The organism is Lentzea sp. NPDC004789 (assembly GCF_053601075.1).
Genome location: NZ_JBSGBE010000001.1, coordinates 834,952 through 848,676, shown reverse-complemented (window position 1 = coordinate 848,676; position 13,725 = coordinate 834,952). Strand labels below are relative to the sequence as shown.

The window sequence follows — 13,725 nt, the reverse complement described above, 5'->3', positions numbered from 1 at the left end:
ACGCGATTACGCGCAGTCCGTCTGCCCTGAACGGGTGAGCCAGCTCACTCAGTAGTAACCGAGAACACGTGGCTCGGTGATGGCACGCCGACCCGCCGCTGCACCGGCGAGGCGGACCCGTCCATCCGCACGGTACGCCACCGCGTTGCGGCCCGACTGTTTGGCCGTGTACAGCAGGCTGTCGGCGCGGAGCAGCTGCTGCTCGGCGCTCACCGCCGGTCGGTCAGGGGCCTCGTGCGCCGGCGGTTCGTAGGCGAGGCCCGCGCTGACCGTGACGCGCAACCCCGGTGCGATCTCCTGCCACGGGTGACGCTCGACACGTTCCCTGGCCGCCTCGGCGATCTCCACGGCCGTCGCCGCGTCCGCGCGGGGCAGCACGAGCACGAACTCCTCGCCGCCGTAGCGGGCGCAGAAGGCGTCCTCGGGGAGGTCCTGCTGCAGCAGCTCGACCACGCGCTGCAGCACGCGGTCGCCGAGGAGGTGCCCGAAGGTGTCGTTGACCTGCTTGAACCAGTCGAGGTCGATCAACGCGATGGCGAGCCCGTGCCGGCACGCGCCGTGCTCGGCCAGCAGGTCGATCAGCCGCTGGTCGAGGTATCGGCGGTTGTAGGAGTCGGTGAGGCTGTCGCGCAGGCTCTGCTCGCGTGCCTCGGCGTGCTCCCTGCGCAGCCGGTCGACCTCGCGGCGCAGCTGTTCGGGGACGTGCGGCTCCTCGTCCTGGTCGGCGTGGACGAGGTCGAGAGCGGAGCGCAGGTGCTGGTAGGCCTGGCGCCACTGGCCGCGGGAGGCGAGCAACGCCGCGATGGACTCGTGCAAACCCACCAGTCCGGGACCCTGCCGGTCGACGCTGGCGTCGTCGGGCGGGGTCGTTGCGATCTCGGGTCGCAGTGCGGTCATCGCGGTCACCTCCTTACTTGCCAGGTGTCGTCTCCCAAGAGGCGGCGCTTGAGCTAGAAGGACGCGTGGGGGCGGGATTTCCCCCGTCCGGTTGACCGTCAGCTGCTCCGATCAAGTGAGCTTGGGTGATCGACAACCCGCTCAGCCACCGAGGCAGGGCGCGAACCCGTACACCTGGTCGTCGAGCAGCACGACGTGCAGCGATCCGATCTGGCTGCCGATCACCGCTTCCTCCTGGCGCAGCGTGACGGTGACCGCCACGACGTACACGTCCCCACGCGGATGGGTCTTCTCGCCGGGGGGTGCCCAGTCGGCGTCCGTCCGAAGCGTGGACCAGGTCGGTTCCACCTTGATCGTGGCACCGCGAAGATCGCACGTCTTCTGCCGGAAGTCCGGATGTTGCGTTTCCTTCAACAGCTTCTGCTGCTGGGAAGCGCCCTCGTCGCCCGCCTTGTTGAGGCGCTCGTAGAACTCCCGGAACTTGCCGCGGTCGCCGTCGCTCAGCCGGATCGCGCGCGCCGAGCCCGTGACGGGGCCGGCACAGCCCGCGAGCAGCGCGAGCGAGGCGAGGAGGACCGCAGCGCGCTCAGCCACCGGAGTGCATCACGTCCGCGCCGGCTGGAACCGTGGCGTCCTCGGGGTCGTCCAGCCACCCCTCCGGCAGCACGACCTTGGCCGCGGACCCCTGCCGCCCGCGCGGCCCTTCGGCGTGCTCGGGAAAGGGCACGGCCGGGTCGAGCTGCCCGATCAGGTCGTCCAGCTGCCGCAGGCTCGACACCATCGCGAACGCCCGGCGCGTGTCACCGCCGACCGGGAAGCCGTGCCAGTACCAGGCCATGTGCTTGCGCAGGTCGCGCAGGCCCTTGTCCTCGCCGTAGTGGGCGGCGAGCAGCTGGGCGTGCGTGCGCAGGACCTCCGCGACCTCGCCCAGGTTCGGCCCCTCGGGGATCTCCTCGCCGCGGAACGCCGCCTGCAGGTCGCGGAACAACCACGGCCTGCCGAGGCAGCCACGCCCGACGACCACGCCGTCGCAGCCGGTCCTGGCGACCATGTCGAGCGCGTCCTGGGCGCTGAAGATGTCGCCGTTGCCCAGCACCGGAATGCTCGTCACGGCCTCCTTGAGCCGCGCGATCGCGGACCAGTCGGCCTTGCCGGAGTAGCGCTGCGACGCCGTGCGCGCGTGCAGCGCAACGGCCTGTGCGCCCTCGTCCTGCGCGATACGTCCCGCGTCGAGGTACGTGAGGTGGTCGTCGTCGATGCCGATGCGGAACTTCACGGTGACCGGCATGTCCCCGGCGTTGCGCACCGCGGCCCGCACGATCTGCCGGAACAGCTCCCGCTTGTACGGCAACGCCGCCCCGCCGCCCTTGCGCGTCACCTTGGGCACCGGGCAGCCGAAGTTCATGTCCATGTGGTCGGCGAGGTTCTCGTCCACGATCATCTTCGTGGCTTCACCGACGTTGCGCGGGTCGACCCCGTACAGCTGCATCGACCGCGGGTGCTCGTCCTCGTCGAACGTGATCATGTGCATGGTCATGGCGTCCCGCTCGACGAGCGCCCGCGCCGTGATCATCTCGCACACGTACAGCCCGGCCCCGTACCGGCGGCACAGCTGCCGGAACGCCACGTTGGTGATGCCGGCCATGGGCGCCAGCACAACGGGCGGATCAACGGCGAACGGGCCGATCTTGAGGGTGGCGGGAACGGACACGCCCTTCAGGTTACGGCACTGACCTGCCGCGATCGTCGCCCAGAGCGACCGCTGTGGCGAGCGCCTCGCAGGTCTCCTCGTCGAACGCCACCAGCCGGATCCGGTCGATGATCGGCAGCGACCCGACCGCGCGGGCCGCGATCCGCGCCGCCCGTTCGACGGGGAAGCCGTAGACCCCGGTCGCGATGGCGGGAAACGCGATGCTGCCCACGCCGAGCTCGGCGGCCAGCCGCAACGAGCTCAGGTAGCAGCTGGTGAGCACCTCGTCCTCACCCTGATCCCCGCCCTCCCAGACCGGCCCCACCGTGTGGATCACGTACTTCACCGGCGCGAGCCCGAACGCGGGCGTCGCGACGGCGTGACCTGGCAAGCACGGCGCCAGCTCCGCCCCGGCCTCCGCGAGCGCGGGCCCGGCCGCGCGGTGAATCGCCCCGTCCACCCCGCCACCGCCGAGCAGCGACTCGTTCGCGGCCGTGACGATCGCGTCCACCCGTTCGGCCGTGATGTCACCCTGCACCACTTCGATCGTCCCCATGCCGAAAGCCTCGCACCTGCGCGGTTGCGTGCGGGCCGACTTCACGGAGCGCGAACAGACCCGGTGCCCCGATCGGGTGTCGGAGCCTTCTGCCAACATGCCACTGGAGGTGCCTAAGCGTGGGGGCGGTTCAACTGATCAGGTCCGGGTTCGAGCGGTTCTTCGTCGACGGGCCCGTCGGCAAGCCGACCGGCGGCGGCGAACAGCAGGTCGTGGCCGTGCAGCAGGTGGGAGAACTGGCTCTGCCGACCGGCAGGCTCGTCGCGGCAGACCCGTTCGTGGTGTGGCCGGAGGACGCCGAGGCGTTCACCACCACCGTCGAGCCGGGTACGTACCCGGTGTCGGTCTCGCTGGTCTCGTGGGTCGACGGGGACGGCTTCCCGGACCTCCGCCAGGGCTACCGCGTCGCCGCCGCCAAGCTGACCGTGCGCGACGAACCCGCGTACTCGTGGACACCGGCCGTGCTGCCGGGCGAGCTCGTGCCGATGCACGAGGAGTTCGGCTACGACGTGAAGTCGAGCACCGGCGCGTTCTTCGACCTGTCCGCCGCTCCCGCCGTCGACCGGCTGGCGAGCGACGACGAGGTCGGCAACTGCGACCTCATCGACGCGCTCGGCAAGGTGGGCGGCGGCCGCGGCCCGGCCAACGTCACCGATCCGCAGTCGGGCCTGAACGTCGTGGCGTTCTCGACCGGCTGGGGCGACGGCGTCTACCCGACCTGGGTCGGCCGCAACACCGCGGGCGACCCGGTCGCGTTCGTCACTGATTTTTTTGTGATCAACCGCTAGAACGGCACGTTCACGCACGCGAGCCGCGGCCCGGCGGTGCCGGCCTCACCGGGCTTGGTGTGCGTGTGTTCGTTGTGCAGCACGACGGACTGCGCGTGCCGCTCGGTGAACTGCCAGTCCACAGTGGACGTGGTGTAGGCGAACCCGCGGTCGTCCGTGTGCACGTCGAGCCAGATCTCGTTGCGGGGGTTGGCGTACGCCGGGTCGACCGACGGCTGCACCGGGTCCGCCACGTTCTGGTAGTGCGGTCCCGCCTCGGCTGGCGTCGCACCGCACTTCTTCACGTGCACGTGCGCCCCGTACGCCCGGTTCGGCAGCAATCCCTTGAGCTTCAACAACACCGTCGTACCGCCACTCACCGTCGGCACGCCCAGCACCATCACCTTGGCGCCGTTCGGCACCTTGGCGTCGTAGGTGACAGCCGTGGCCGTGGCGCTGAAGCTCTCGAACCTGCCCGACGCGAAGGCCACCTTCGCGGGTGCGGCCTGCGCGGTTCCGGTCCCCGCGAACAGGAGCGTGGCGGCGACCGCGGCTGCAAACGTCCTCATGGGTCACTTGCATAGCGGTACCAGCCGTTCTCCGCCATTCTTGCGACCGGATCGGCGTTTCATCTGGCCCCGTTCGGGTAGGTTGCTGACGTGAGCGAAGCCGAGGAGTCCGACCAACGCCGACTCGCCCGCAACGTGAACGAGCTGCTCCAGGAGCTGCGCGTGGCCCAGGCGGGCGTGCAGATCCTGTTCGGTTTCCTGCTCTCCATCGCCTTCACCGACAAGTACACCTCCACCGGCACCTACATCCGGGTGACGCACCTGACCACGGTCCTCTGCGCCGCGATCGCCGTCGCGTTCCTGACGGCCCCGGCCGCCTGGCACCGCGTGCTGTTCCGCCAGGGCCGCCGCGAGGACGTGGTCGCCGCGGGCAACACGTTCGCCCTGATCGGCCTCGCCTTCCTCGCCCTCGCCATGACCGGCACCGTCCTGCTGCTGGCCGAGGTCATCCTCGGCAAGTGGCCCTCGGTGGTCGTCGGCGTGCTGGCGTTCGTCATCTTCTCGGGCCTCTGGTTCGCCCTGCCGTTCGCGTCATCCCAACGTGCTCGCGAACGCAAGCGCCCCTAGCCCGACCGCGACCGGCACCGCGATCAACACCTGCCGCCTCGTGGGCCGGGTCTGCCGCGCGAGCACTTGAACTCCCAACGGCACCAGCGCAACGCACAGCCCGACGGTCCCCACGATCGACAGCACCTCGGTGCCCTTCAGCACCCCGAGTGGCAACAGCCCCGTGGTGGCGAGTGCTGCGGAACGGACCGCGCCGAGCACGCCGCTCCGACAGGCCGCGAACGCCAGCACGAACCACCCGAACATGATCGTGAACGACAGGAAGCTGAACAGGTGCAGGTCGCCGTACCCCTTCGCCACCAGCTCCGTCGCTCCGTCGACGCCCAGCTGCCTGGTGGCGCTGAACGCCGCGTGGTCCACCCCGGCGTGAAAGGTCCGCTCGAACAGCCCGATCGTCACGAGCACCCCGCCCCACGCCGCCCACCCCGGCCGGTGCTCCGAGATCCGCTGCGCGAGAAGGGCCACCGCCGCCCACATCAGCACGTTCCCGGCCAGGAACGCCGTGTAGGCGGCGGTCATCAGCGCCGGATGCTCCGCCACGGCCCGGAGCTGGTCCGGGAAGAAGAAGTTGAACGGCGCCCGCAACAACGTCCCAGCCAGCATCAACACCGGCCCCAGCACCAGCGCCACGCCGGCGACCCACGCCCCGGGAAATCTCATACCTGAACGCTGTCACCGCCACCGCTGCGCCGGATCGGCCCGAGGTCCGGTCCGCCGACTCGGACCACGGTCCGAGTCAGCTCGTGGCCGCGGCGGCGATCCTCCGGACGATCAACGGCTGGCCGTCCGACGACTTCGTGGTCGGATTGACCGAGTACACCAGCTTCCGCTGCAGGTCACGGGTCGCGAAGACGCCACTCGAATAGCCGTGCCGGCTGCCGGTCTTGCCCCACATCTCCACGTCGTTCACCACGATCCTCATCAGACCCTGGCTGTAGAGGGCGGGTCCGCTGCCGTCGGACATCGGCACGTCCGGGACGGTGAAGAGCCTCGTCATCATCTCGTGGCCCAGCAGCCGGCCGTGGAACAAGCCGGTGACGAACCCGTCCAGGTCCTCCGCGGTGGAGATGATCCCGCCCGCCGCGCCGGGGATCGACTGGTTCATCTCGGTGGCGTCGACGAGCTCGCCGTCCACGTCCAGATATCCGCGCGCCGCCGCGTCGGGCAGGCCGGGGTCGTCCTCCGGGTAGTAGGTGTGGCACAGCCCGAGCGGTCCGGTGATCCGCTCGCGCAGGTTGCGGGTGTAGGAACGGCCGGTCACCTTCTCGACGATCAGGCCGGCCGTGACGTAGGACGTGTTCGTGTACTTCTGGGCGGTGCCGGGCGGGAAGTCGATCGGATGCCGCAGGGCGGTGTCCAGCACCTGCCGCGGGCTCCAGTGGTCGAAGCGGTGCTCGAGCACCCAGCGCGGGTCGGTCAGCCCCGGGATGTCCACCGACGGCAGCCCTGACGTGTGATCCAGCAGCGTGTGCACCGGCACCGGCGGATAGTCGGCGGGCAGAACGCCCGGCAGGTACCGCTGCACGGACTCGTTGAGGTCGATGCGCCGCTCCTGCGCCAGCTGCAGCACCAGCACCGCGGTGAAGACCTTCGTGGTGCTCCCGATCCGAAAGCGTCCATCGGCCCGCACCGGCGCGCCGGTACCGACGTCGAACACCCCGGAAACCCCTGACCAGGCACCCGCGGACCCGGTGATCCGCACCAGCGCCCCGGTCGTCTCCCGGCTGGGCAACCCGCTGATCGCGCTGCGCAGTGCGGCCTCGTCGGGCGGCGGCATCCTGGTGGCCGCACCCGCCGGCACCGTGCTGACGGCAGCCGCGAGGGCCGCGATGATCGTGACAACTGCGGTTCTCATGCCGACGAGCCTGTCGGCTTGCGACGGCTCGAACCATGGAGCTCGCCGGAGCTTCGACGGTGGGGCCTGCCGGAATTCCCGCGGGCCGGGTGTCGATTCACGCTCCTGCCGTTCGACGAAGGTGTGGACGGACGAGCGCCCGGTCCGCCGACGGCGGAATTCGGGTGAGACCGAGCCGGAGATGAGGAAGACTCGGCGAGACCGATGAGTTTCCACAGATCCGCCGGTCTCTACCGGTGTCGTGAACGTTGACGCCGGCGGCCTTGGCCGTGACGCGACTGCCAGCAACCTAGTGAGGGCCTGACATGCCTGCAGCGACCCAAGACCGCCCGACCGCGCAAGCGGCCCGAACACCCCTGGTGGTGCGCCTGCTGGTGCTGGCCACCTTCGTGGTGATCCTCAACGAGACCCTCATGATCAACGCGATCCCGCGCCTCATGGAGTCGATGCACGTCACCGAGCAGGCGGCGCAGTGGGTGTCCACCGCGTTCATGCTCACCATGGCCGCCGTGATCCCGGTCACGGGCTGGTTCCTGCAGCGCGTCACCACCCGCCAGGGCTACGCGATCGCCATGGGCGTCTTCCTCACCGGAACGGCCCTGTCCGCGGCCGCGCCGTCGTTCGCGATCCTGCTGCTGGGCCGCATCGTGCAGGCCGCGGGCACGGCCGTGATGATGCCGCTGCTGATGACCACGTTGATGACCGTCGTGCCCGAACAGGACCGCGGCCGCGTGATGGGCAACGTGACGCTGGCCATCTCCGTGGCCCCCGCGCTCGGCCCGGCCGTCTCCGGCCTGATCCTGCAACTGGGCTCCTGGCGCCTGCTGTTCGTGACCGTGCTGCCGATCGCGGGCGCGGTGACCTACTTCGGCCTCCGCCAGATGACCAACATCGGCGAGCCCCAGACCGGTTCCATCGACTGGCTGAGCGCGGCACTGGCCACCCTCGGCTTCGGCGGCCTCGTCTACGGCCTGAGCCTCTTCGGCGACGGCAACGCCCAACTGGGCCCGAGCATCGGCATCGTCCTCGCCGGCGCCGCGACCATCGCGATCTTCGTGCTCCGCCAGCTGAAGCTCCAGCGCACCGGCGCACCCCTGATGGACCTGCGCACCCTCACCCACCGCACGTTCGCGCTGTCGTTGACCCTCATGTGCATCGCGTTCCTGGCGATGATGGGTTCGATGATCCTGCTGCCCCTCTACCTGCAGAACCTGCGCGGCCTGAGCCCGCTGGAAACGGGCCTGCTGGTGATGCCCGGCGGCCTCGCCATGGGCCTGCTGGGCCCGACCGTCGGCAAGCTGTACGACCGCCTGGGCAGCCGCCCGCTGGTCCTGCCCGGCTCGATCGGCATGGTGGTCGCCCTGGCCGGCTTCACCCAGGTCTCCGCGACGATGCCGTTCTGGCAGATCCTGGGCCTGCACACGGTGCTGATGCTGAGCCTGGCCGCGATGTTCACCCCGATCTTCACCCTCGGCATGGGTGCACTCCCGCCGAACATGTACCCGCACGGCAGCTCGATCCTCGGCACGCTGCAGCAGGTCGCAGCAGCCCTCGGCACCGCCCTGGTGGTGACCGTGATGTCGGCCCGCACCGGCCACCTGGTGGCCGACGGCGCCACCGCCGCCACCGCCCAGCTGAGCGGCATGAAGCTGGCCTTCCTGGTCGCGACCGCACTGGCCGTGATCACGATCGTGGTGGCGGCCGTCCTGCCGAGCCGCACCACCGAATCCGCGCACTGATCCGCCAGGCCTGCCGTCCCCGCCCGGACGGCAGGCCTCGCGTACGTTCCGGACATGATCAAGGCCGCCCCGGACCTGCTCGCCATCGCCTCGGCCCTGCTTCCCGGCACCCGCCTGGACCACGCGTTCACCGCAACCGAGGGCAACATCCACGACGTGCTGCTGATCCCAGGCGTGGCAGCCGTCCGAGTGAGCAAACGCCCCTTGGGCGCCGCCTCGATGCCCCGCCGCATCGAGGTGCTGCGCCACCTGGCGTCCGCCGATCTGCCGTTCCAGGTGCCAACCCCGCTGACCCCGGTGACCACGTTCGACGACCGTGCCGCCGTAGCCGTGTCGTGGATCGACGGCGCCCCGCTGCCCAAGGGGGTCGGCGACCCGTCGCAGATAGCCGAAGTGCTGACCGCCGTGAGCTCCGTACCCCTGACCGCCGAACTGCTGTCCGTCCTGGACGACCGAGCCCAGGGGCCGTCATGGTCGACGATCATCGCCGAGGAGATCCTCCCGCGCCTACCCGCCCGCTGGCAGCCCGAAGCCCAACGCCGCCTGGACGCCGCCCTGGCCCTCGACCCGGTCCCCGACACCCTGGTCCACGGCGACCTGAGCGGCTCCAACGTGCACTGGTCCACCAACGGCGAACTGCTGGGCATCCTCGACTGGGACATGGCCATGCCCGCCGACCCCGCAATCGACGCCGCCCAAATGGCCTGGCACGGCTGGGACAACGTCCGCCGCGCCGTTCCCGCGGCCACCTACCGGCGCGCCCGCACCTGGGACGCCCTGTTCGGCATCGGCCACCTGGTCGCCACGATGAACGGCCGTCCCATGACCAACCCCGACGGCTTCGTCGCCGCGATCGTTCCGTGGCTGGAGGAGGCTGTTGAGCAGGCCTGAGAAGCGCAAACCCGTCGCCGATCGCGTCTGATGTGGAGATCAACAGGTTCAAGACGATTGCGTACGCCTGACGACTGCAGCGGCTATGAGCGCCACGAGGTGGTCGGTCCAGCAGTCGGACTCTTTGGTGGCGACCTCGGCACCACAACCCGCACAGACGAGGTTGGGACCGTCCTGGCCGTCAAGTCCGCAGCAACCGTTGCGCCGTCGGCGGTCGGGATGCAGAGCAGTGCCTGGAACGTCGTCAGGATGCAGGATGAACAGCGTGGCGTCGTAGTTGATCGCATAGGTGCCCTGCGCCACCAGCGGGTCCGCAATGCCACGGCCGGACAGGTGATCGTCGGCCGGGAGTGCCTCTGACTCCAGGAGATCGCCGGTGAGAGGGTGCTCGCAGCTCGCGCAGACGTAGAGGGTCACCAGGGCATTGTGGTGCGGAATCACGACCATCCCTTGGGCGAGATCGCTCACGTGGTCGAACAAGCCTGCGAAGTTGGGAAGGACTGCCGGATGCTGCTTCAGGAGTCAGGGCGCAAAGCGCGCCCAGGCCGTTGAACTGGGCTTTCAGTGGGCCTCACAGGTCGGCATAAGAACCCGTTCGGGGCGCGTAGCGCCCCCAAACGGTCGGGGGTCTGGGGGCGGCCCCCAGAAGAAATGACGGGCTCCGGCGAAGTCGACCGAAGGTCGACGAGCGCCAAAGCCCGCCTCGTGGGCCGCCAGGGACTCGAACCCTGAACCCGAAGAGTAAGAGCCTTCACTTGGCGTTGTTCGCCGATCTTCCACGACAGTGCTCACTACCTGCACGGATGCGGCCTTGATCTGAGCACTGTGGACAGTCGCTTCGCGACGTTTATCGACGTTTTACGAGACTAAAGCACATCATGATCTTGGTCCTTCTGGACCGTCCACACCCTGCCATCATCCCGACACTGAGCCTCGAACGCGGCCGGTGGTGCTGGGTCAAGGTACTCGTTCCAGCCTTGACGCGGTGCCGCCGGCCGTTGTCATGCTCGCGGCGTCGGGGTGGCTCGGCCTGGGGCTCGTCAGGGCGGTCCCGCGGCTTCGTCTGGTGCCTGATCGGTGGCAAGGCGGCGAAGCCGGCGCGGCAGTCGAGCGCCGTGCACAGCCGGCCTGCGGTGACCTGTTGGCGCTCGTCGGGAGTGGGGGACGAATCAGCCTCGGATCGATGAGCCGTCAGCTGGTGCTTGAGGTCCGGCGCGCAGCGCCGCCCGGCCGACCGGCGCAGCGAAGCGGATGCCGGGAGTGCCGGGATGGATGTTGGTGCAGCGCCAGACCGCGCGCGCCGCCAGCGGCGGCGTCTTGATCCCATAGAGCTGGATTCGGCAACGTATGGCACTCTCTTCGCGGCATCGCTAAAGCTCTTCCTCTGCGGTATCTCGTCCGCCGTCGCCATGATTTTGATATGTGTCGATCACTTGAAATAGCTCTGGAGCACTCATGAAACGGATCCTGCGTGTCTGGGCTGCCTCAGCCAATGAGGCGCTCACTGGAGAAAGTGTCACAATGATGCCGTGATTGAGTCCGAGCAGGTCCATCGAATCGGAGAGCCTTGCCACAAGCCTGCCTGGCGCGATTCCGCGCAGTGACCGCTTCACTTCTATGCCAAAAAGCGTTGTCTCACCGCGAGTATTGGTATGGCTCATTACGAAATCCAGCCCGCGATCTCTGCCCTCGGCTGGCCAGTCGCTGATTGACTCGAAACCCATACGCAAAAGTAGTTCATATACAATCTTCTGAAACTCAATGGCTGGTATCCGGTAGAGCCATCGGAAGCGGGATTCAGATTCTTCGGTCTCGGCGATAGGTTCTGCATTCCTTAGCTGGTTGACAGTATCGGTTGATACGCTTAGGTATAGGTGATCTCGAGCGTTGGCCATGAAGTTGGCAAGGGTTAGAACCAGAAGACTTGATCTTCCTTGTTCCTGCATCTCCTGTACGAGTTCAGGGCGGGGGTAGATGGGGCGTCCGTTGTCATCGATTTGCCACCAGTCGGCTTTAATGTCGTTAGTGACAAGGATGACCTTGGTGATCGTTCGTTCGTTACCTACTTTGTCAAGCAGCTGTCGCCATAGGATGAAGTCGCCTGCCCTACCTAGCATGGTCGGCTTGTCTTTATCTTTGTAGCCGGGCGGGATTTCATTGGGAAATCGAAACTCTTCGGCTTCCGTCACGACTTTCCAAAGCTCTGTAGAGCTGTAGGCGTTCCCGACTCGTCCTGTAAGGATCGGGTCGAGCTTGTCTAGTACAGGATCGTGATCTTGGATTCGCTTTATTGAGCTATCTTGTTCGCTTTTCATGGCGTCTAGCTCTGCTATCACGGGACTTAGGATTCCGTCGAATTTCTGGTCGAGGTCTTCCTTTGCGAGACCGAAGGAAGTTCTGTCCCATTCCCGCTGACTCAGGCTTCGTGTGCGTACATCGATGAGTGTCTCAATCGCTTCCTCAATGGAGGCAATCACCTTCTTTTCGGTTCTTTTTGCTAGATCCCTTGCGGACGTAATCTCCGCGTATCGACCTTTTACCGTTTTGTCACGATTTCGCGCGAACTCCAACCCGACCTGATGTGGGATCCAAAATCGATCTTTGACCGTTTTTAGTACGTCGACTACCTGATCTCGCGCGGTGGGGTCGATTTTGTAGAGTGTCAAAAGTGCATTTGTATCAAATACGACTAGTCCTGTTGCAAAGAACGATTTCTTTTCTGCCCCGCTCCAGTCTGACTCGTTCAGCCAGGATGCGAACCTTCTTCTGAAACTCTCCGCCATGCCGTCACGCCGATCTATGATTTTTTGGATAGACTGAAGAAGACGTAATCTAGGTGAAGTATGGTTCGGCTCGATTTTCTAGAGCATGGTGTATCCGAAGCATCACGGACGGATGTATGGCTATCTTGCCAAGTTCGCACGGGTCAACCCATAGGACTTCTTTTGACTCGGAGCTAGTTCGGGCCTCTCCTCCGATTGGTTGAGCGCGAAAGCAGATTGAAAACTCCTGACGGACTTCGCCGTCGTCATAGGCGATTACGTGGGAGGGGTTAGAGTACAGGCCAATCAGTCCTATTATCTCAACATCAATTCCGGTTTCTTCTTTGGTCTCCCGGATAGCTGCTTGAGTGAGGGTCTCGCCAACTTCTTGTTGTCCGCCTGGTATTGCATACTTGTCGTTGTCGGTGCGGCGTATCATGAGAATTCTTCCGTGCTCGTCCTTGACAAAGGCGCTCACGGCAGGGCGGAGGCTGTTTGCTTTGGGGGCGTTCGGGTCGTGGAAGTAGTCCACGCGGGCCATGTGGCTCCCTCAGAACGTTGCGGGCTTGGACAGGTTCCAGACGTGCTCGAAGCTTTCAGAGTAGGTCTCGAAGAGATCGCCCGCAGCGAGCCGCCGCAGGTGTAGCGCCGGAGCGTGAGCGGCCTGGAAGCCGTAGACGTGCGTGTTGACGACCATCTCGTCGTCGAACCGGAAGATCGAGTTGTAGAGCGTCGTCTTGTGGAAGCGCATCTCCACGCCGTCCACGCCTATCAGCGGCCGGTAGAACGCAAGCGCGTTGCGGATGCGGGACCCGAGCGTGCCCTTGCCCAGTTGCTCCTCGTCGCTGCGCTTGGCTACCTCGCGGCTGGCTGGATCGCCGAAGATCAGCCGGATGCGCGCGCCCTTCGCGGCCTTGTCGGCGAGATCACGCATGAACGTTGGCCGCTCCACCAAGAAGATGCCGGCGTGCACCAACACCTCCACGTGCTGAGTGGCGTTCGTGATCAGGTGGTCCCACAGGTCCGCGGGAATCGAGTTCCGGTGCGGGTAGAGCTTGACCACCTCGGACTCGGTGATCTCGGCTTTGCGCTCCGGGGCTACCGCGTCCGGCCACAGGTACGTCTCGGTCTCCTTGACCATCGACGCGATGGTGTTGCGGTGGCGCGGGTACGGCGCCCGGCCCTTCGTGATCCAGCGTTCGACGGTCTTCTGGTCGACGCCCGTGGCCTTGGCTACCTGCTCGTATGTGAGTCCGTTGCGTAGCAACGCATCTCGTAGTCGCTCGTTCGCCATGATCGCTTCCTGTTGGACGTCCTTAGGGACGCTAGGGACGTCTTACGTTAGTAGGGACGTCTATAGATGTCCCGCCATGCGGTGCTCCCGTCCCGGTTTTCAGTCGAAAGTCGTAGTCGTCGAGAACTCCAGACAACC

15 protein-coding genes are annotated in these 13,725 nt (G+C 66.7%); 4 read left to right on the top strand and 11 right to left on the bottom strand.

What is annotated here, in order from left to right:
• Positions 1-48 precede the first annotated feature (48 nt).
• From ACWEIJ_RS04270 to ACWEIJ_RS04255, 4 genes are all read right to left on the bottom strand, one after another.
• Positions 49-897, bottom strand: coding sequence for a GGDEF domain-containing protein (locus ACWEIJ_RS04270; RefSeq protein WP_449835701.1), 849 nt, complete (start codon positions 895-897; stop codon positions 49-51).
• Positions 898-1,038: 141 nt separating this feature from the next.
• Entirely contained in the window at positions 1,039-1,491 is a 453-nt protein-coding gene (locus ACWEIJ_RS04265; RefSeq protein WP_449835700.1) for a hypothetical protein, read from the bottom strand.
• Entirely contained in the window at positions 1,484-2,608 is a 1,125-nt protein-coding gene (dusB, locus tag ACWEIJ_RS04260; protein ID WP_449835699.1) for a tRNA dihydrouridine synthase DusB, read from the bottom strand. The genes ACWEIJ_RS04265 and dusB overlap by 8 nt, the downstream gene beginning before the upstream one ends.
• A 10-nt stretch (positions 2,609-2,618) precedes the next feature.
• Positions 2,619-3,143 (bottom strand): macro domain-containing protein, encoded by a 525-nt coding sequence (locus ACWEIJ_RS04255; protein WP_449835698.1) that lies wholly within the window; start codon positions 3,141-3,143, stop codon positions 2,619-2,621.
• 119 nt (positions 3,144-3,262) lie between these two features.
• On the opposite strand from ACWEIJ_RS04255, the gene ACWEIJ_RS04250 reads away from it, so the two are divergent.
• A complete protein-coding gene (locus tag ACWEIJ_RS04250) occupies positions 3,263-3,931 on the top strand; it encodes a DUF4241 domain-containing protein (protein ID WP_449835697.1) in 669 nt (222 codons plus the stop codon).
• Here ACWEIJ_RS04250 and ACWEIJ_RS04245 read toward each other — a convergent pair.
• The gene (locus ACWEIJ_RS04245; RefSeq protein ID WP_449835696.1) at positions 3,928-4,479 is read right to left on the bottom strand and encodes a superoxide dismutase; all 552 of its coding nucleotides are present in this window, start codon (positions 4,477-4,479) and stop codon (positions 3,928-3,930) included. The two genes, ACWEIJ_RS04250 and ACWEIJ_RS04245, sit on opposite strands and share 4 nt — an antisense overlap.
• Positions 4,480-4,569: 90 nt before the next feature.
• Between ACWEIJ_RS04245 and ACWEIJ_RS04240 the strand changes: the two genes are divergently transcribed.
• A complete protein-coding gene (locus tag ACWEIJ_RS04240; protein WP_449835695.1) occupies positions 4,570-5,046 on the top strand; it encodes a DUF6328 family protein in 477 nt (158 codons plus the stop codon).
• Here the strand turns inward: ACWEIJ_RS04240 and ACWEIJ_RS04235 are convergent.
• Both ACWEIJ_RS04235 and ACWEIJ_RS04230 read right to left on the bottom strand, forming a co-directional pair.
• Positions 5,011-5,706 (bottom strand): hypothetical protein, encoded by a 696-nt coding sequence (locus ACWEIJ_RS04235; RefSeq protein ID WP_449835694.1) that lies wholly within the window; start codon positions 5,704-5,706, stop codon positions 5,011-5,013. The genes ACWEIJ_RS04240 and ACWEIJ_RS04235 overlap by 36 nt on opposite strands.
• Before the next feature lie 76 nt (positions 5,707-5,782).
• Positions 5,783-6,901, bottom strand: coding sequence for a serine hydrolase domain-containing protein (locus ACWEIJ_RS04230; protein WP_449835693.1), 1,119 nt, complete (start codon positions 6,899-6,901; stop codon positions 5,783-5,785).
• Between the two features lie 305 nt (positions 6,902-7,206).
• Here ACWEIJ_RS04230 and ACWEIJ_RS04225 point away from each other — a divergent pair, with 305 nt between their 5' ends.
• Both ACWEIJ_RS04225 and ACWEIJ_RS04220 read left to right on the top strand, forming a co-directional pair.
• Complete coding sequence (locus tag ACWEIJ_RS04225; protein ID WP_449835692.1) at positions 7,207-8,640, top strand: MDR family MFS transporter; 1,434 nt, start codon at positions 7,207-7,209, stop codon at positions 8,638-8,640.
• 54 nt (positions 8,641-8,694) lie between these two features.
• Complete coding sequence (locus ACWEIJ_RS04220; RefSeq protein WP_449835691.1) at positions 8,695-9,531, top strand: aminoglycoside phosphotransferase family protein; 837 nt, start codon at positions 8,695-8,697, stop codon at positions 9,529-9,531.
• Positions 9,532-9,579: 48 nt separating this feature from the next.
• On the opposite strand, the gene ACWEIJ_RS04215 is transcribed toward ACWEIJ_RS04220, so the two are convergent.
• From ACWEIJ_RS04215 to ACWEIJ_RS04200, 4 genes are all read right to left on the bottom strand, one after another.
• Positions 9,580-10,011, bottom strand: coding sequence for a hypothetical protein (locus tag ACWEIJ_RS04215; protein WP_449835690.1), 432 nt, complete (start codon positions 10,009-10,011; stop codon positions 9,580-9,582).
• An 890-nt stretch (positions 10,012-10,901) separates the two neighbouring features.
• On the bottom strand, positions 10,902-12,314 hold the full coding sequence (locus ACWEIJ_RS04210; RefSeq protein ID WP_449835689.1) for a PIN-like domain-containing protein: 1,413 nt from the start codon (positions 12,312-12,314) through the stop codon (positions 10,902-10,904).
• A 49-nt stretch (positions 12,315-12,363) separates the two neighbouring features.
• The gene (locus ACWEIJ_RS04205; protein ID WP_449835688.1) at positions 12,364-12,834 is read right to left on the bottom strand and encodes an NUDIX hydrolase; all 471 of its coding nucleotides are present in this window, start codon (positions 12,832-12,834) and stop codon (positions 12,364-12,366) included.
• Positions 12,835-12,843: 9 nt separating this feature from the next.
• Complete coding sequence (locus ACWEIJ_RS04200; protein ID WP_449835687.1) at positions 12,844-13,587, bottom strand: DUF5919 domain-containing protein; 744 nt, start codon at positions 13,585-13,587, stop codon at positions 12,844-12,846.
• Between the last annotated feature and the right edge of the window lie 138 nt (positions 13,588-13,725).